This is a genomic window from Afipia sp. GAS231 (assembly GCF_900103365.1).
In the GTDB taxonomy this organism is placed as follows: Bacteria; Pseudomonadota; Alphaproteobacteria; order Rhizobiales; family Xanthobacteraceae; genus Bradyrhizobium.
In genome coordinates this window covers 3,443,624-3,460,883 of record NZ_LT629703.1, presented here as the reverse complement: position 1 = coordinate 3,460,883, position 17,260 = coordinate 3,443,624, and the positions used below count along the sequence as shown (strand labels likewise).

15 protein-coding genes are annotated in these 17,260 nt (G+C 63.8%); 5 read left to right on the top strand and 10 right to left on the bottom strand.

Going from position 1 to position 17,260, the window contains the following annotated elements:
* Positions 1 to 14 precede the first annotated feature (14 nt).
* Together BLS26_RS16345 and BLS26_RS16340 are read left to right on the top strand one after the other, a co-directional pair.
* Positions 15 to 419, top strand: a complete 405-nt coding sequence (locus BLS26_RS16345; RefSeq protein WP_197681342.1) for a hypothetical protein — start codon at positions 15 to 17, stop codon at positions 417 to 419.
* A gap of 51 nt (positions 420 to 470) precedes the next feature.
* Positions 471 to 1,244: a hypothetical protein gene (locus BLS26_RS16340; protein WP_092512757.1), complete on the top strand. Its 774-nt coding sequence runs from the start codon at positions 471 to 473 to the stop codon at positions 1,242 to 1,244.
* A 28-nt stretch (positions 1,245 to 1,272) separates the two neighbouring features.
* On the opposite strand, the gene BLS26_RS16335 is transcribed toward BLS26_RS16340, so the two are convergent.
* The 9 genes from BLS26_RS16335 to dnaA all read right to left on the bottom strand — a co-directional run bounded on the left by BLS26_RS16335 (position 1,273) and on the right by dnaA (position 14,277).
* A complete protein-coding gene (locus tag BLS26_RS16335) occupies positions 1,273 to 3,150 on the bottom strand; it encodes a ferrous iron transporter B (RefSeq protein ID WP_092512755.1) in 1,878 nt (625 codons plus the stop codon).
* A gap of 4 nt (positions 3,151 to 3,154) precedes the next feature.
* Complete coding sequence (locus BLS26_RS16330) at positions 3,155 to 3,412, bottom strand: FeoA family protein (protein WP_092512753.1); 258 nt, start codon at positions 3,410 to 3,412, stop codon at positions 3,155 to 3,157.
* Positions 3,413 to 3,577: 165 nt separating this feature from the next.
* Positions 3,578 to 4,876 (bottom strand): UDP-N-acetylglucosamine 1-carboxyvinyltransferase, encoded by a 1,299-nt coding sequence (gene murA, locus BLS26_RS16325; protein WP_092512751.1) that lies wholly within the window; start codon positions 4,874 to 4,876, stop codon positions 3,578 to 3,580.
* Positions 4,877 to 4,890: 14 nt separating this feature from the next.
* The gene (gyrB, locus tag BLS26_RS16320; protein WP_092512749.1) at positions 4,891 to 7,326 is read right to left on the bottom strand and encodes a DNA topoisomerase (ATP-hydrolyzing) subunit B; all 2,436 of its coding nucleotides are present in this window, start codon (positions 7,324 to 7,326) and stop codon (positions 4,891 to 4,893) included.
* A 275-nt stretch (positions 7,327 to 7,601) separates the two neighbouring features.
* Complete coding sequence (locus tag BLS26_RS16315) at positions 7,602 to 9,791, bottom strand: hypothetical protein (protein WP_092512747.1); 2,190 nt, start codon at positions 9,789 to 9,791, stop codon at positions 7,602 to 7,604.
* Positions 9,792 to 9,926: 135 nt separating this feature from the next.
* Positions 9,927 to 11,066, bottom strand: a complete 1,140-nt coding sequence (gene recF, locus BLS26_RS16310) for a DNA replication/repair protein RecF (RefSeq protein ID WP_092512745.1) — start codon at positions 11,064 to 11,066, stop codon at positions 9,927 to 9,929.
* Between the two features lie 45 nt (positions 11,067 to 11,111).
* A complete protein-coding gene (locus BLS26_RS16305) occupies positions 11,112 to 11,399 on the bottom strand; it encodes a GIY-YIG nuclease family protein (protein ID WP_092512743.1) in 288 nt (95 codons plus the stop codon).
* 47 nt (positions 11,400 to 11,446) lie between these two features.
* The gene (dnaN, locus tag BLS26_RS16300) at positions 11,447 to 12,565 is read right to left on the bottom strand and encodes a DNA polymerase III subunit beta (RefSeq protein WP_074820686.1); all 1,119 of its coding nucleotides are present in this window, start codon (positions 12,563 to 12,565) and stop codon (positions 11,447 to 11,449) included.
* A gap of 281 nt (positions 12,566 to 12,846) precedes the next feature.
* Entirely contained in the window at positions 12,847 to 14,277 is a 1,431-nt protein-coding gene (gene dnaA, locus BLS26_RS16295; protein ID WP_092512741.1) for a chromosomal replication initiator protein DnaA, read from the bottom strand.
* Between the two features lie 983 nt (positions 14,278 to 15,260).
* On the opposite strand from dnaA, the gene BLS26_RS35770 reads away from it, so the two are divergent.
* A complete protein-coding gene (locus BLS26_RS35770) occupies positions 15,261 to 15,488 on the top strand; it encodes a hypothetical protein (RefSeq protein ID WP_157676469.1) in 228 nt (75 codons plus the stop codon).
* 61 nt (positions 15,489 to 15,549) lie between these two features.
* Here the strand turns inward: BLS26_RS35770 and rpsT are convergent, their stop codons facing one another.
* Positions 15,550 to 15,816: a 30S ribosomal protein S20 gene (rpsT, locus tag BLS26_RS16290; RefSeq protein WP_092512739.1), complete on the bottom strand. Its 267-nt coding sequence runs from the start codon at positions 15,814 to 15,816 to the stop codon at positions 15,550 to 15,552.
* A gap of 355 nt (positions 15,817 to 16,171) precedes the next feature.
* On the opposite strand from rpsT, the gene BLS26_RS16285 reads away from it, so the two are divergent.
* On the top strand, positions 16,172 to 16,489 hold the full coding sequence (locus tag BLS26_RS16285; protein ID WP_074820682.1) for a hypothetical protein: 318 nt from the start codon (positions 16,172 to 16,174) through the stop codon (positions 16,487 to 16,489).
* A gap of 114 nt (positions 16,490 to 16,603) precedes the next feature.
* Positions 16,604 to 17,260, top strand: coding sequence for a peptide-methionine (S)-S-oxide reductase MsrA (msrA, locus tag BLS26_RS16280; protein WP_092512737.1), 657 nt, complete (start codon positions 16,604 to 16,606; stop codon positions 17,258 to 17,260).

The window sequence follows — 17,260 nt, the reverse complement described above, 5'->3', positions numbered from 1 at the left end:
AAAGGAGAAGCCAAATGAAAAAGACCTGTCTCGTGGCCGCGACCGTCATCGTGTCGATGATGAACGTGAATTTCTCGAAGCCGCCGCTGCAGCGCGTAACCTTCATGACAGAGGTCGAAGCGGCGATGTCGTCGAAACTCGGCGATCTGACCGCGTTCCGGGCCATCGCGGTCGACACCGCGGCGCTGGTCGACAAGGGCGATCTGGCCGGCGCCAAGACGCGGGTCAAGGATCTCGAAACCAAATGGGACGACGCCGAAGCAGGTTTGAAGCCGCGTTCGGCCGCCGATTGGCACACGGTCGACAAGGCGATCGACCGGGTGCTTTCCGAGCTTCGCGCCAGCACGCCGGATGCGGCGAAGTGCAAGGCCGCACTGGCCGATCTCCTGACTGTGATGGATTCGGCCGGAAAAAGCTGAGCCGGCCGGCGTTGAAGACCGGGCGGACGGGCAATGCAAACAGGATATCCGATGCCATTTGAAAATAGCGACACCATCACCAAGGTTCCGGCCGTCACGCTCGGCTTCTGGATCATCAAGATCATCGCGACGACTCTTGGAGAGACGGGCGGCGATGCGGTTTCGATGACGCTGAACTGGGGCTATGCGCTCAGCAGCGCCCTGTTCATCGGCATATTCGTTGTTGCCGTCGTCGCCCAGATTGCCGCGAAGCGGTTCCATCCATTCCTGTATTGGGCGGTGATCATCGCGACGACCACGGCGGGGACGACGGTGGCGGATTTCGCCGACCGCTCGCTCGGCATCGGATATCCCGGCGGGGCGCTGATCCTGTTCGGTTGTCTGATGGTGTCTCTCGGTGTCTGGTACCGGCAGGCCGGATCGATCGCGGTTGAAACGGTCGCCTCTCCTGGAATCGAAATGTTCTACTGGATCGCAATCCTGTTTTCGCAAACGCTTGGCACGGCGCTCGGCGACTGGATGGCCGATTCCAATGGCTTGGGTTATGAACGCGGCGCGCTGGTCTTTGCGGTCGGATTGATGGCCGTCGCCGCCGCCTACTTCCTGACCAGCGCCTCTCGAACACTGCTGTTCTGGGCCGCCTTCATCCTGACGCGGCCGCTCGGCGCCACCGTCGGCGACTTTCTCGACAAGCCGCTCGCGAATGGGGGATTGGCCTTCGGACGCTTCTATGCGTCAGCGATCCTTGCAGCTCTGATCGTGGGGTTGATTGTATTGCTGCCGCAGCGGGCCGGAAAGCATCCAGCAGCAGCTCTGAAAACTTGAACCAGCCGGCGCGTCGATGCCGCCTTGATCAACCCGCCCCGAGCGCCAGGGCGACATGGTAGGCGAGAAACGACCCGGCATAGGCCAGCGCCAGCATGTAGCCGAACGTAACGGCCATCCATTTCCAGCTGCCGGTCTCGCGCCGGATTACCGCCAGCGTCGACGCGCATTGCGGCGCAAAAATGTACCAGACCAGCAGCGAGATCGCGGTGGCGAGGGTCCAGTTGGCGGCGAGCACCTCGCCGATCTTGTCGGCGGCTTCCTTGCCGCCTTCGATCGCGTAGACCGTGCCGAGCGCCGCGACCGCGACTTCGCGCGCGGCCATGCCGGGGATCAGCGCGACTGCGATCTGCCAGTTGAAGCCGAGCGGCGCCAGCGCGGGCTCGAGGGCATGCCCGATGATGGCGGCGAGGCTGTAATTGATGGCCGGTCCTTCCGCGCCCGCCGGCGGCTGCGGGAACGACGCCAGGAACCAGATCAGCACCATCATCGAGAAGATCGTCGTTCCCGCGCGGTACAGGAACGCCTTGGCGCGCATGTAGATGCCGAGCGCGATGCTCTTGGCGCGCGGCAACTTGTAGTCCGGCAGCTCCATCATGAACGGCGACGGTTCGTAATCCCGTCCCATCACGAATTTGGCGATGAACGATACCGAGAGCGCGCTGGCGATGCCGGCGGCGTAGAGGCCGAACATCACGAGGCCCTGGAGATTGATCCAGCCCCACACCTCACGCTGCGGAACGAAGGCGGAGATGATCAGCGTGTAGACGGGAATGCGGGCCGAGCAGGTCATCAGCGGCGCAATCAGGATGGTGGTCAGCCGGTCGCGGCGGTTGTCGATGACGCGCGCGGCCATGATGCCGGGAATCGCGCAGGCAAAGCTCGACAGCAACGGGATGAAGGCGCGGCCATGCAGCCCGGCGCCGCCCATGATGCGGTCCATCAGGAACGCGGCCCGCGCCATGTAGCCGAAATCTTCCAGCATCAGGATGAAGAAGAACAGGATGACAATCTGCGGCAGGAACACGATGACGCTGCCGACCCCCGAGATGACGCCATTCTGCACGAAGCTCTGCAGCAGGCCGTCCGGCAGGATCGAATGCGCCATCTGACCCAGCGTCGCAAAGCCGTCCGACAGCAATTCCATCAGCGGCTGCGCCCAACTGAACACCGCCTGGAACATCACGAACAGGATTGCCAGCAGGATCACGAGGCCGGCGACCGGCTGCAGCACCACGGAATCGATCCGGTTGGTCAGGTTATCGGGCTTCGCCGGCGCGGTGACGGAGCCTGCGATAATCCGGTCGGCGTCCCGTTGCATCGCGCGGAGCTCGGATGTCGACAACGGTCGCCAGGTATTGGAAGTGACGCCGACAGGTGCTGCCGGGGAGAACGTGTCGAGGCGCTGCAACAGCTCGGCGGTGCCGCCCTTGCGGACCGAAACCGCCGTCGTCACGGGGATGCCCAACTCAGACGCGAGCCGATCGGTGTCGATGGCGATGCCGCGGTGGCGCGCCAGGTCGAACATGTTGAGCACCAGCAGCATCGGCCGGCCGACGCGCTTCAGCTCCAGAACCAGGCGAATGCTGAGGCGGAGATTGGTGGAGTCTGCGACGCAGACGATGCAGTCGGGCGTCGCCTCCTCGCGCACGCCGAGCACCACGTCGCGCGTGATTTCCTCGTCCGGGCTGCGGCCGCGGAGCGAATAGGTGCCGGGCAGATCGACGATGGCGACGCTGCGCCCGGCCGGGGTGACGAACGCGCCAGACTTACGTTCGACGGTCACGCCCGGATAATTGGCGGAGCGCTGCCGGCTGCCGGTCAGCGCGTTGAACAGCGCAGTCTTGCCGCTGTTCGGCGTTCCGACCAGAGAGAGATTCAGCGGTGTCGTGAGTTGCGCGTCCATCGGATCAGTCGACGAGGATTGCCATCGCTTCGCGCCGGCGGATCGCGACGGTTGCGTTATTGACGCGGACCGCGATCGGGTCGCGGCCGAACATGCCCTCGTGCAGCACCTCGACCCGCGCGTCTTCCACGAAACCCATTTCGATCAGGCGGCTCTCCAGTTCCACCGGCAGCAGCACGGACGCGCTGGCTGCCGCGTCGATGGCGCGTATCCGGCCGATGAAGCCGCGCTGGGCCTGTCCGAGCGACAAGGTCTTGGTCATGGAGTGGGCTCGATCTCGATGGAGGATCTGAAGCGTAGATAAGCCAATTCCGGCTGCGGCGTACGACCGCGCCCGGTTCGTTACTTAGAATCCCTATAAGTTAAGGCGGGAATATTCCGCTGCAGCGGCATTTGGCGGGCATTTGCCGGTATTCGTGGCCGCGGTCTACCGGCTGTCGCGCGCGGGCACGCGGGTGATCCGGGCGCCGAGCGCATTGAGCCGCTCCTCGATCCGTTCATAACCGCGTTCGATCTGGTCGGCGTTGTTGATGGTCGAGGTGCCCTCCGCGGCCACGGCGGCGAGCAGCATGGCCATGCCGGCGCGGATGTCGGGCGATGTCATCAGCGCGCCACGGAGCCGGCTCGGGCCCGCCACGATCGCCCGGTGCGGGTCGCACAGCACGATGCGGGCGCCCATCGAGATCAGCTTGTCGACAAAGAACATCCGCGACTCGAACATCTTCTCGAACATCAGGATGACGCCGTCGCACTGGGTCGCGGTGACGATCGCGATCGACATCAGGTCGGCCGGGAATGCCGGCCAGGGCTGATCCTCGAGTTTTGGCACATGGCCGCCGAAATCGTCGTGGATCTTCATGGTTTGGCCGGGGGGCACGATGAGGTCGTCGCCCTCGACGCCGCAGACGATGCCGAGCCGCTCGAAGCCCATCCGGATCGAGCGCAGATGTTCGACGCCGGCGCGCGCAATTCTGAGCGGCGACCGCGTGACCGCGGCGAGGCCAATCAGCGAGCCGACCTCGATATGGTCGGGCTGGATCACGTAACGTGCGCCGCCGAGCTTCGCCGGGCCGTGCACGATGATGGTGTTGGTGCCGATGCCCTCGATCTTGGCGCCGAGCGCGACCAGGAAATGGGCAAGGTCCTGCACATGCGGCTCGGAGGCGGCGTTGCGCAGGTGGGTGGTGCCGTGGGCGGCGACGGCGGCGACCAGCGCGTTTTCGGTGGCGGTGACGCTGGGCTCGTCGAGGAAGACGTCGGCGCCCTTCAGGCGGGTGGCGCGGAATTCAAGTCGGTGGGTCGCGGTGACGGTCGCGCCGAGCTGTTCGAAGGCCAAAAAATGCGTATCGAGACGGCGGCGGCCGATGACGTCGCCGCCGGGCGGCGGCAGCGCGACCTCGCCGCAGCGGGCCAAAAGCGGCCCGGCCAGCAGGATCGAGGCGCGAATGCGCGCGCAGAGTTCCGGATCGAGATCGGCGGCGCGAACGTCCTTGGCGTGGATTTCCAGCGTATTGCGTTCCAGCCATTCGGCGGATGCGCCGACCGAGCGGATCAGTTCGACCAGCGTCTCGGTATCGCGGATGCGTGGAACGTTCTCCAGCGTAACCTTATGCTCGGTAAGCAAGGCGGCGGCGATGATCGGCAGTGCGGCGTTCTTGTTGCCGGACGGCTCGATCGTTCCCGAAAGCCGGTGGCCGCCTTCAACGATGTATTGAACAGGCGCCACGGGTACTCGCTGCCTCACATGTCGATGGTGGCGTTGAGCGAATTTTCCTGGATGAAGTCGCGGCGCGGTTCGACCACGTCGCCCATCAGCTTGGTGAAGATGTCGTCGGCCTCGTCGACCTCCTTGACCTTGACCTGCAGCAGCGAGCGCTCGTTGGTGTCGAGCGTGGTGGTCCAGAGCTGCTCCGGGTTCATCTCGCCGAGACCTTTGTAGCGCTGCAGCGTCACGCCCTTGCGGGCCGCGTCGGTGACCGCCTCGAACAGGCTGACCGGACCATGAATGGCGGTCTCGGCGTCCTTGCGGCGTAGCACGCCGGCCTTCGGATAGGCTTCCTGCAGCCTGATCGCGTAATCGTCGAGCTTGCGGGCATCCGCCGAACCGAGCAGGGCGTCGTCGATGATGGCGACATCCTTGACGCCGCGGACGGTGCGCTCGAAGAAGAAGCCCTCTCCCTCGGTAAAGCGTCCGACCCAGCCGCGCTCGACCTCGTCGGCCAGCGTGTCGAGGCGAACGGCGATATATTCGGCGGCGGCATTGGCGGTGGCGACGTCGCCCGTAATTTTTGGACTCAGCACGCCGGCAATCGCTGCCTGCTCGACCACGTCGCGATTATAGCGGCTGTGCAGATTCTTTAGAATGCCGCGGATGATGCGCGCCTCTTCCACCAGCGACAGCAGATCCTGGCCAGCGCGTTCCGAGCCTGAAGCGGGCCTGAACACGCATTCGTCGAGGCCGGTCGAGATCAGGTAATCCTCCAGCGCGCGCTCGTCCTTCAGGTACTGTTCGGACTTGCCGCGGTTGACCTTGTAGAGCGGCGGCTGGGCGATATAGAGGTGGCCGCGATCGATCAGTTCGCGCATCTGCCGGTAGAAGAACGTCAGCAGCAGCGTGCGGATGTGGGCGCCGTCGACGTCGGCGTCCGTCATCACGATGATCTTGTGATAGCGCAGCTTGTCGGCGGAGAAGTCGTCGCTGATGCCGGTGCCGAGCGCCGTGATCAGCGTGCCGATCTGCTCGCTGGACAGCATCTTGTCGGTGCGGACGCGCTCGACATTGAGGATCTTGCCGCGCAGCGGCAGCACCGCCTGGAATTCGCGGTTGCGGCCCTGCTTGGCGCTGCCGCCTGCCGAGTCGCCCTCGACGATGAACAGTTCGGACTTCGCGGGGTCCTTTTCCTGGCAGTCGGCGAGCTTGCCGGGCAGCGAGGAAACGCTGAGCGGGCTCTTGCGCGTCAGTTCGCGCGCCTTGCGGGCGGCTTCGCGCGCAGCCGCGGCCTGGATCACCTTGCCGACGATGACCTTGGCCTCGGACGGATGTTCCTCGAACCATGCCGCCAAGGCCTCGTTGAGGACGTTTTCGACGACGGGACGGACTTCCGAGGAAACCAGCTTGTCTTTCGTCTGCGAGGAGAATTTCGGGTCTGGCACCTTCACCGACAGCACGGCGGTGAGGCCTTCGCGGCAATCGTCGCCGGTCAGCGCGATCTTTTCCTTCTTGGCGTTGGCTTCGGCATAGCCGTTGACCTGGCGGGTCAGCGCGCCGCGGAAGCCGGCGAGATGGGTGCCGCCGTCACGCTGCGGGATGTTGTTGGTGAAGCACAGCACGTTCTCGTGGTAGCTGTCGTTCCACCACAGCGCGGCCTCGACGCCGATGTCGTTCATCTCGACGCGGACCATGATCGGCGCGGGGACGATCGCCTTCTTGTTGCGGTCGAGATATTTGACGAATTCCTCGACGCCGCCGACATAGAGCATCTCTTCGCGCTTCTCGACCGCGTGGCGCATGTCGGACAGCAGGATCTTGACGCCGGAATTCAGGAACGCGAGCTCGCGCAGCCGATGCTCCAGCGTCGCGAAATCATATTCGACGTTGGTGAAGGTCTCGGTGGAGGCAAGGAACGTCACCTCGGTGCCGCGCTTGCCGTTGGCGTCGCCGACTTCCACCAGCGGGGCGACCGCATCGCCATGGGCGAACTGGATGTAGTGTTCCTTGCCGTCGCGCCAGACCCGCAGTTCCAGTCTGCTCGACAGTGCGTTGACGACGGAGACGCCGACGCCGTGCAGGCCGCCGGAAACCTTGTAGGAGTTTTGGTCGAATTTTCCGCCCGCATGCAGCTGGGTCATGATGACCTCGGCTGCGGAAATGCCTTCGCCCTTGTGAATGTCGACGGGAATGCCGCGGCCATCGTCGCGCACCGTCACCGAGCCGTCGGCGTTGAGGATCACCTCGACGGCGCTGGCGTGGCCGGCGAGCGCTTCGTCGATCGCATTGTCGACGACTTCGTAGACCATGTGATGCAGGCCGGAACCGTCATCGGTGTCGCCGATATACATGCCGGGCCGCTTGCGTACGGCATCGAGGCCCTTCAGCACCCGGATCGATTCCGCGCCATACTCAACGGGAATGGAATGCTCAGGGTCGGCAGGGGTCTGCCGGGCAGGTTCTGTCATGTGAGGCCTTCGAGGGTATCCCGAATCAGCTGCGCAACACGAGGCGCTGATGAGGGTATTTGTGCCATGAAAGGGGCATTGCGCCTAGCGCAAAGTCTCTATCCACAAGTCTTTGAATAAATAAGACTATTTTGCCGTTTTTCAAGGCGCCAAAAGGCCGATTCTGAGGGCTCTGAAAAGCGTGATTCGGGCACTGATTCTACGGGTTCCGGAGCTCGATTTGCGGAAACGCCGGCCGTCGCCGGAGGCAGCCGCGACGGCCGGACGAAGCGGCATCAATACATGTGCAGCGGCAGCACGTCGCCGCTCGGCGCCACCATCAAACCCCAGGTATCGCCGGCCTCGATCTCGATCTGGTTGCTGCGTGCCGGCCCGCCGGCGACCTTCAGCGTGTACTGATACTTGCCCGGCGGCAGATCGAGCATCGGCGGTTTCGGCGATTGCGGTCCGCCGGCACCTGCGGCGAGCTTGATCGTCTGTTTGTTGATGGAAACGGTAGCTTCGCCGCCGCCGAGATTGCCGAACACCAGTCTGGCTTGACCCGGCTTCGGCACGAAATCGGCCTTGGCGGCCACATCAGGATATTTCTGCGCGAGACTGACCGAGGTCTCGCCATTGCTGCGGCCGAGTTTCAGCGTGGCCGGCCCGTCGGGAGAGACGAATGCCAGTTGCACCTGGTCCGGTTTCACGACGGCGCCATCGGTTGCTTCTTTCCAGCCGAGTTTGCCGAGTTCGGTGCGGTAGAAACCGAGCACGCTGTTGAGTTCGGCCGGGATGCTGGCCTCAAGCTCCTTGCGGATCGGCGCATTGCTGCCGGGGACCTTCCCGGTACCGATCGAACTCATCGTATGCTGCTTCGGCACCGGTAATGCGGAATCGGCATCGGCTTCGAGAACCTCCGCTGCCTTATCCGTTCTCTTGGCGGCCGGTTCGCCGGCGGGCTGAGCGCTAGCCGCAGCGGGCTTGCCCGCCACTTTGGCGCTGGCCATCATCAGCCCCGAACCATCGGCGCTGACATTGACCTTGGGGCCCATCTGCATGGCGGTGAACGACAGCGCTTTGCCGGCTCGGGAGAAATCCATTGTCACCATATTTGGCTTGTTGATGCCCAACGCCTGCTCCTTCCAGCCCTGCGATTTCAACGCACCGCGGTAGAACGCCGCAATCGCCTTCACGCTGGAGCCGGAATCGAATTCCAGTTGCCCCTTGTCGCCGTCGAACTTCACGTTTTCCGCGTTCTCCGGCAGTGGCACCGGCTTCGAACTGTCGGCGAGCGCGTGCAACGGCGCGTCCGACAGGTTGGCCGCCTGGGCTGCGCGCCGCACTTCATCGGCCGCGATGATCTGCTTGGCGGCGGCTTCGGCATTTTTGAAGAAGTTGTCGTCAGCGTCCTTCTTGGCCTTGGCGCGGGCGGCGATGGCGGATTCCTTCATCTGGGTGACGAGATTGACGAGGGTCAGGTCGTATTTGCGGCCGAGCTTGAGCGATGCCGTCTGCTCGGCGGAGGAGAAATTCAGCGTCACACTGTCGGGTGCGACGGCGGTGGCGTTGCTGTCCTCGGTCCAATTCCGGGCGGCGAGCTCCTTGCGATAGAAGGCCAGCGTTGCCGGAAGCTCGGCCATCACGGCGACGTCGAGCTTGCGGCGCGGCGAATTGGAATCGCCCGTGCTCATCGCGGTCTTGCTTGGCTTCGGCCGCGGCAGGCCGGCCATCTCGGAGTCGGCTTCCAAGGTCTGCGGCAGCGCGAATGGGGCCTCGCGGATTTCCACAGCGGTCCGGCCGTCGTCGCGGCGCAGCAGGGTCATCATGACGGGCTCCTGCCGGTAGAAGCCGGCGCTGTCGTCATGGGTGTAGTAGGCACGCGCGCCGTTCTCGATTGTTTCGCTGAGTTGCGCATTGGGCCAGCGCGCAGCGGCGTCGGCGGCGGAGAGCGGCTTCCAGCCGATCGCGGCCATCTCCTTGCGGTAGAAGTCGAGGGTTGCGTCAAGCGCGGCGCGCGCAATGCATCCGAGATAGGGCCGGCGCTCGTCGAAGACGATGTCGGTCGCCTCCGGCGGGAACGGCACGTTCGCGGTGATACGGCTTGCGGAATAGTACACCGTCGACTGGTCCGGCCGGCCGAGGCCCTGGCTGAAGGAAACATACAACCCCTGCTGGGCCCTCTTGAAGGTCAGCGAAGGGCTCGTCTCCTCGAGCGGCCGCAGATACGGCACCCAGCCGTCGGCAGCGAGCAGTTTTTGGGTGGCGGCCCTGGTGACTGCGACCACCGTCGGGACGCCGTAGTTCAGCCGATAGGATTCGGTGCGGGAAGTCTCTTCCACCGCGCCTTCCAGACGCGGCAGCGTGCGAACGTCGACCATGCCGTCGTCGGCGCGAGCAACGGGTACGCCGACCATCGACACCAGAAGGCAGGCCAGCAGAAATTGTCGTGCCAGGAGTTGCATCCCGTGCGTGGTTCCAGACATTCGTGATCTCCGGGGATGTGTCGACGCCTGGGGTGGATCGCGCGGCAAACATGGCGGCGACGCGAATGGCGCAACGGCTTTACTCTAGTCGCCGTGGTGCTGGGTTCGGTTCAAGTGGTGCGGAGCTGTCGGCTTTTACGCGCGGCGGGTGACCCGGCCGGATTCCACGTCGAAAGTCTCGCCGGAAGCGCCGATGTCGACAAAGGCCGCGGGGTCGGCGCCGGTCATCCAGACCTGTGCGCCGAGTTTTGCGAGCTCGTCGAACAGCGCCTTGCGCCGGTTCGGGTCGAGATGCGCCACCACTTCGTCGAGCAGCAGCAGCGGCACGATGCCGGTCATCTCGGCGACCAGCGTGGCATGGGCCAGCACCAGCCCGATCAGCAGCGCCTTCTGTTCGCCGGTCGAGGCATCGCGGGCCGGCATGTTCTTCGGCGCGTAGACCACTTCGAGATCGGTGAGGTGAGGACCGTCCAGCGTGCGGCCGGCAGCGGCGTCGCGGGCGCGGCCGGCGCGCAGGATCTCGCGGTAACGATCCTCCACCGCGGTGGCGGGCTCGCTGACCAGCGCATTTTCCATCCAGCCGTCGAGCATGATCTGCGCCGACGGAAAGGCGGAGTCTGCGCCGCGCGCGCGCAGCATCGCCGCGAGTTTGGTCACGGTCTGGCCGCGGGTGGCGGCGACCGCGACCGCGAGTTCGGCGGTTTCGCGTTCGATGGCGTCGCACCAGTGGTCGTCGTAGTTGCGGACCTCGAGCAGCCGGTTGCGCGAGCGCAACGAGCGCTCCAGCGCCGACACCCGGCTGGAATGCTCAGAGTCGATCGCCAGCACCAGCCTGTCGAAGAACCGCCGCCGCTCGGACGCAGCGCCCATGAACAGCCCGTCCATCGCCGGCGTCAGCCAGACCATGCGCAGGTGATCGCCGAAGGCGGTGGCTGAGCCGACCGGCTCGCGGTCGATGCGGCAGCGCCGGCTCGATGACGCCGCCTCCGCTGCCGGCGCATCGATGCCGGTGCCGAGCGTGGCCAATCCGAGCGCGCCCTCGACTTCGGCGGATACCGCCCAGGAACCGTCGCCCTGATTGTCGGCGACATCCTCCAGCGTCGCGCGCCGCAGGCCGCGCCCCGGCGACAGAAACGAGATCGCTTCCAGGCAATTGGTCTTGCCGGCGCCGTTCGGTCCCACCAGCGCCACCACGTCGCCCCGCGCCTGCACGCTCGCCGCCCGATAATTGCGGAAATGCGTCAGCGTCAGCTTGTGAATGCGGGAGGGGGTCATGTCACGTGTCATTGCCGGGCTTGACCCGGCAATCCATCGTCCGCGTTAGCGGACAATTTCTTCGTATAAGTCTCGCCAATCGGGATTGCCCGCGACGATCAAATCGATTTTCCACTCGCGCGACCAATGCTTGATGTTTTTCTCGCGTTGAAGGGCGACGGCAATCGATTCGTGCGCTTCGAAATATACCAGCGTCTTGATGCCGTATCGCTTGGTAAAGCCGTCTGCCAGACCTTCCCGGTGTTCATAGACACGCCGAACCAGATTGTTCGTCACACCGATATACAGTGTTCCGCCGGGCTTACTGGCTAGAATGTACACCCAATAGGTCATTTGGTTGGATGGATTGCCGGGTCAAGCCCGGCAATGACAGTGGCGTCTCACACCCGCATCGGCATCAGCACGTAGAGCGCGCCCTTGTTTTCCTTGTCCTGCACCAGCGTCGGCGAGCCGGGGTCGGCCAGACGTAACACGGCGACCTCGCCTTCGATCTGGGCGGCGATGTCGAGCAGGTAGCGCGAGTTGAAGCCGATATCGAGCGCGTCGGAGGCGTATTCGACTTCGAGCTCTTCGGTGGCGCTGCCGGAATCCGGGTTGGTCACCGACAGCACCAGCTTGCCGGGCGAAAGCGCCAGCTTCACCGCGCGGCCGCGTTCGCTCGAAATCGTCGAGACGCGGTCGACGGCGGCTTCGAAATCCTTCTTGTCGACGATCAGTTCCTTGTCGTTGTTCTGCGGAATGACGCGGCCGTAATCCGGGAAGGTGCCGTCGATCAGCTTCGAGGTCAGCACCACATTGCCGATGGTGAAGCGGATCTTGCCCTGCGACAGTTCGATGGTGACTTCGGCCTCGTTGTCCTCGATCAGCCGCTGTACCTCGCCGACGGTCTTGCGCGGCACGATCACGCCGGGCATGCCGGTGGCGCCCTTGGGCAGCACCAGATCGATCTGCGCCAGACGGTGTCCGTCGGTCGCCACGCCGCGAAGCGTCGCCGCCTTGGCACTGCCGGCGGCGTGCAGGTAGATGCCGTTGAGATAATAGCGGGTCTCTTCGGTGGAGATCGCAAACTGCGTGCGGTCGATCAGGCGCTTGACGTCGCTGGCGGCCAGCGCGAACGAATGCGTCATGTCGCCGGCGGCAAGATCGGGAAAGTCGCTCTCGGGCAGGGTCTGCAACGTGAAGCGCGAGCGGCCGGCCTTGATCGCCAGCACCGAACGATCGCCGTCGGCTTCCAGCACGATCTGCGCGCCGTCGGGCAGTTTGCGGACGATGTCGTAGAACATGTGCGCCGGAACCGTGGTCGAGCCGCCGGTTGCGGTCTCCGCCGCCAGCGTCTCGGTCACCTCGAGGTCGAGGTCGGTCGCCTTCAGCGACAGCTTGGCGTTTTCGGCGCGGATCAGCACGTTGCCGAGGATCGGGATGGTGTTGCGGCGCTCGACCACGCGATGGACGTGGCCCAGCGATTTCAGGAGTTGCGCGCGTTCGACGGTGACCTTCATTGCAATACCCGCCAGATACCTAAGATGGAAAAGCCGGGCGGCCCTCAAGGCACGCCGCGGCGTTGGAAACCCGGAAAACCCGATCGATGTCGGATCTGATCAAGCCTCCGGGGGACCGCAAGGTGGCGCGGATGGCCAGCCGGTGCAAGCGAAAGCGAGCCCCATTCCCCACTTTTGGGGCGAAAAATCGGCAAGGAAACCGGTAGGGAAACCGGCAAGGAAAAATATCTCCCGTCCCCCAGAACTCGGGTTTACCCGAGTTCGGGGGGCGGGAGAAGAATTCATTCCTGCAGCTGCCGCTTCAGCGACTCGACCTCTTCGGACAGCGACACATCCTTGGAAACCAGCGCCTCGATCTTGCGCACGGCGTGCAGCACCGTGGTGTGGTCGCGGCCGCCGAACCGGCGCCCGATTTCGGGCAGCGAGCGCAAGGTCAGGGTTTTCGCCAGATACATCGCGACCTGGCGCGGCCGGACCACGTTCGCGGTGCGCCGAGAGGACAGCAGGTCCGAACGGCTCACATTGTATTGCCGGGCCACCACCCGCTGGATGTCCTCGATCTTGATCCGCTTCGGTTCCTGCGGACGAACGAGGTCGCGGACCTCGCGCTCGGCCATTTCCAGGGTCACCGGGGTGGCGTTGAGCTTGGAGTGTGCGAGCAGGCGGTTGATGGCGCCTTCGAGGTCGCGGCCATTATGGGTGATGGTGCGGGCGAGATAATCCAGCACCGCTTCCGGCACGTCGAAGCTCGCATGATGCGCGCGGGCCGCGGCGACACGCGATTTCAGGATGCCGAGCCGCAGCTCTTCGCCGAGCGATCCCATCTCGACGACAAGGCCGCCGGCGAGCCGCGAGCGGACGCGGTCGTCAAGGCTTTCGAGGTCGGACGGCGGCCGGTCGGCGGCGATCACGACCTGACGGCCGGCGTCGATCAGCGCATTCAGCGTGTGGCAGAACTCGGCCTGGGTCGACTTGCCCTGCAGGAACTGGAGGTCGTCGATGACAAGCACGTCGATGCCGCGCAGCGCCTCCTTGAACGCCAGCGCCGTCTGGGTCTTTAGCGCGGCGACGAAGCCGTACATGAACTTCTCGGCGGTGAGATACAGCACCTTGCGCTCGCTGCCGGAGTTGCCGGCCCAGGTCACGGCCTGCAGCAGATGGGTTTTGCCGAGGCCGACGCCGGCGTGAATATAGAGAGGATTGAACATCACGGCATCGCCGCGACGCCCTTCGGCGACCTGGCGTGCCGCCGCGTGGGCCAGCGTATTGGAGCGGCCGATCACAAAACTGGCGAAGGTCAGGCGCGGATCGAGCGGCGAGCCGCCGAGCGCATCATGGTTGGCGGACACCGGCGCGGTCGCGGTCGAACGCAATTCCGGCGCGGGACGGCCGTCGGCGCGTTCGACGCGGCGCTGGTCGGACGGCGCGGGAACCTCCTTGACGGGAGCCGCGCAGCGCATTGCCGTGCGCACGGTGAGATCGATCCGATGCACTTCCGGCATCTCGGCCTGCCAGCAGGTCAGCACGCGGTCGGCGTAATGCGCCTGGATCCAGCTCTTCAGGAACCGGGTCGGAACCGACAGGTGAACGCTTTCATCCTGCACCGCTTCCAGGTCCATGCGGGCAAACCAGCTCGTGTAGACGTCTTCGCCCACAGTCGTCCGCAGCCGTCCCTTCACGCGTGTCCAGCGATCCTGTTCCGTATTTGTCATTTGCCTGAGAACTTTTCTGAAAGAGTAAATAGTGAATGCCAAATCGCCTCACAGGTTCCTTGCAGGGTTCCTGCCAGACGCGACCGCGAGCGGGGCTGTCTCCGGACATAGCTCTAGCGCTCGGCGAAAACGCCGTTGCTCAGATTTATGCTTGGAGAAGAAGCGTCCGCTGGGTCAGCGCGTACTCGACGGTCTTTCCGGAGTTCGCGCCGGTGGCTGATTGAAAACAATGTCCGAGGATTCTGAAACGGTCCCGCTCGAAATGAGCATGTTGAATGCCGCGATGATTCCGTAAAGCATACTACCTCCCCCTCTCGCCGCGAGAACGCGCGGCGAGCTATCAGATCGCAAGTGTTTTCAAAGTCAGTCTGCCGCTACCGGACGAAGATCGTCCGGCACTGCCGCCGCCGCGTAACCTCAGTCTGTCGTCTTCAACACGTTCACGAGCTACGCGCTTCCAGTCGCACCTGTCGTCGGCAGTAGCTTCCGAGTGCCATTCTTCGCGTGACTTATTTCTCTTGTCCGGAGCACGCGAACTGCGGACCACGCCCGAGAAATTTAGACACAGAACTGCCGCCCTCATATTGCTATGAGTTATCAACTTAGCTTCGCTTGGAAAGCGTCGCTAACGCGCACACCGCCGCCGATTTGCACGTCCGCTCTTGGGTCCCAAACCGCGCTGGTCAGGAGAGCCTTGAGCGTCGCGAACGAGTAAGGAATACACCAAGCACGATTTCTGACAATCCGTGATTCGACGTTGTCGCTCGACTCTTCGCCGGTGTTGCAACGCTGCAATTGCGAGCATCCACACCAAGTTTTTGAATCAGCGCACAGAATCGCGCGCCGTCAGCGATCGTGACAATTTTCGTCGCACTCGCAAAAAATTTTAAGAAACCGTTACAATCGTGGTTACCGGGAGCGGTTTTCGAAACGCTTGAAGCCGCTATGTGGATAAGTGACTAGCGAGACGAAGTTTTTCGCGATTGTTTTTCAGGGTAACCCCCGCCAGTGCATTGCTGGGTTGTCGGCCGCGGGCGCTGATCAATTGCGGCAACGGCACGCGATTTTTTCTGCATGTGCGCACAGCACAGCCGGTGCAGAAGATGCACCTCGTAAAAATACGGGAGCGAGAGAAATATGACACGCCACCAGCGGCGCAGCAACGAAACAATCTCTTGAAAAAAGAAAAGCCCGGCGAAGCCGGGCTTTGACGAATATTTATTTTTGTCAGTTCACGTCACGAGCGTGGCGATCATCTCGCCGGCTCGGCGATCACTTCGCCAGTTTGGCGATCGCGTGCGACAGACGCGACACCTTCCGGCTCGCGTTGTTCTTGTGAATGATGTTGCGCTGCGCTGCCTGCATCAGTTCGGGCTCCGCATGCTTCATCGCCTTCAACGCTGCATCGCGGTCGCCGCTCTTGATCGCTTCCTCGACGGTGCGCACCGCGCCACGCATCTGGGTGCGGCGCGACTTGTTGATGATGGTGCGGCGGGCGATCTTGCGGGTCGCCTTTTTGGCGGAGGTGGTATTGGCCATGTTCTCAACTATCCTTCGGCTGTCATCGCTCGGGTGGTCGGGCTGGAGCGCGCCGGCCGTTCAAATGGTGATGGTCTCTGGTTGTATTTTCCAAGGCGTTCTTGAGGATGCCATGCGCGGGAGCCAAAATGCTTCCCGACCGGCGCTGCTCAAAGAACAGCGGCGGCGGGATTGCGCCCGCCGCCATTGGGGGTCTTATAGAGGGCGCGTCCTGCACCGTCAACGGTTTCCGGGTTTCCGCTGGACATGGGAATCCGGCCGGAAACGGGGCATAAGATGCTGATGAGGTTGAATTTCTTTGGGTCACCCGGTATTGGGCTGCAAGCCTCCCGGCGCGACAGATATAAGGTGACGCATGATCCGCGGTTTCTTCCGGCTTATCGGCCTGCTGCTTCTGGCCGGCGGATTCATCTTCATGGTCTATGACGGGGCCCGGTTCGTGGCCGACCAGACCCTGCGTTTCACCCGGTTTGGCCAGTTCTGGAACGATATTCACCAGTCGAGCCAGCAGGCGTTCCGGACCTGGGTCGAGGGTCACGCGCCCTGGCTCTGGAACAGCGTCGTCAAGGTCCTGCTGGACCAGCCGGTTTTCGCCGTGCTGGGGGTGGTCGGCATCCTGCTGATGATCCTGTTCCGGCCCCGCAAGCCGCTGATCGGCTATTCGCGGGACTGACCTGACGTCACGAACCTCGTGTAACGTGGCTGCCGAAAAGACGTAAACACCATATAGAAGTCAGCTTGCCGACGCGGTTGCCGCGTCCGTCGATGTGCCGCCTGGAGGTGCGCCATGTTGTTCATGCGCAAGACCACCGCGCTGCCGAGCGCCGCCGAAGCATTGCCCGGCCGCGCCACGCCGATCCCGACCGCCACCACCCACTTCGTCCACGGTCGCAAGCTGCAGCCGCCCTATCCCGCAGGCCTCGAGCAGGCGGTGTTCGGGCTCGGCTGTTTCTGGGGCGCGGAGCGCAAGTTCTGGGAGCTCGGGGACGGCATCTATACGACGGCGGTTGGTTATGCCGGAGGTCACACCCCCAATCCGACCTATGAAGAGACGTGCTCGGGCCGTACCGGCCATACCGAAGTGGTGCTGGTGGTGTTCGATCCGAAGAAGATCTCCTACCAGCGGTTGCTGAAGACGTTCTGGGAAAATCACAACCCGACGCAGGGCATGCGCCAGGGCAACGACATCGGCACCCAGTATCGTTCCGCGATCTACACGCTCAGTGACGCGCAGCGCCAAGCGGCGGATGCGTCGAAGGCCGTCTATCAGAAGGCGCTGGCGGCCAAGGGGCTCGGCGCCATCACCACCGAGATCGCACCGTCCGGCGAATTCTATTTCGCCGAGGATTATCATCAGCAATATCTCGCCAGGAATCCGGCGGGCTATCGCGGATTGGGCGGCACCGGCGTGTCGTGCCCGATCGGTGTGGGCGTCACCGCCTGA

Bases quoted from the DNA above. Each gene is read 5' to 3' on its own strand.
- msrA (WP_092512737.1), top strand. From the start codon at position 16,604: ATGTTGTTCATGCGCAAGACCACCGCGCTGCCGAGCGCCGCCGAAGCA.
- rpsT (WP_092512739.1), bottom strand. From the start codon at position 15,816: ATGGCCAATACCACCTCCGCCAAAAAGGCGACCCGCAAGATCGCCCGC.
- dnaN (WP_074820686.1), bottom strand. From the start codon at position 12,565: ATGAAGGTCACCGTCGAACGCGCGCAACTCCTGAAATCGCTGGGCCAC.
- dnaA (WP_092512741.1), bottom strand. From the start codon at position 14,277: ATGACAAATACGGAACAGGATCGCTGGACACGCGTGAAGGGACGGCTG.
- BLS26_RS16315 (WP_092512747.1), bottom strand. From the start codon at position 9,791: ATGTCTGGAACCACGCACGGGATGCAACTCCTGGCACGACAATTTCTG.
- BLS26_RS16335 (WP_092512755.1), bottom strand. From the start codon at position 3,150: ATGGACGCGCAACTCACGACACCGCTGAATCTCTCTCTGGTCGGAACG.
- recF (WP_092512745.1), bottom strand. From the start codon at position 11,066: ATGACCCCCTCCCGCATTCACAAGCTGACGCTGACGCATTTCCGCAAT.
- gyrB (WP_092512749.1), bottom strand. From the start codon at position 7,326: ATGACAGAACCTGCCCGGCAGACCCCTGCCGACCCTGAGCATTCCATT.
- BLS26_RS16340 (WP_092512757.1), top strand. From the start codon at position 471: ATGCCATTTGAAAATAGCGACACCATCACCAAGGTTCCGGCCGTCACG.
- BLS26_RS16345 (WP_197681342.1), top strand. From the start codon at position 15: ATGAAAAAGACCTGTCTCGTGGCCGCGACCGTCATCGTGTCGATGATG.
- BLS26_RS16285 (WP_074820682.1), top strand. From the start codon at position 16,172: ATGATCCGCGGTTTCTTCCGGCTTATCGGCCTGCTGCTTCTGGCCGGC.
- BLS26_RS16305 (WP_092512743.1), bottom strand. From the start codon at position 11,399: ATGACCTATTGGGTGTACATTCTAGCCAGTAAGCCCGGCGGAACACTG.
- BLS26_RS16330 (WP_092512753.1), bottom strand. From the start codon at position 3,412: ATGACCAAGACCTTGTCGCTCGGACAGGCCCAGCGCGGCTTCATCGGC.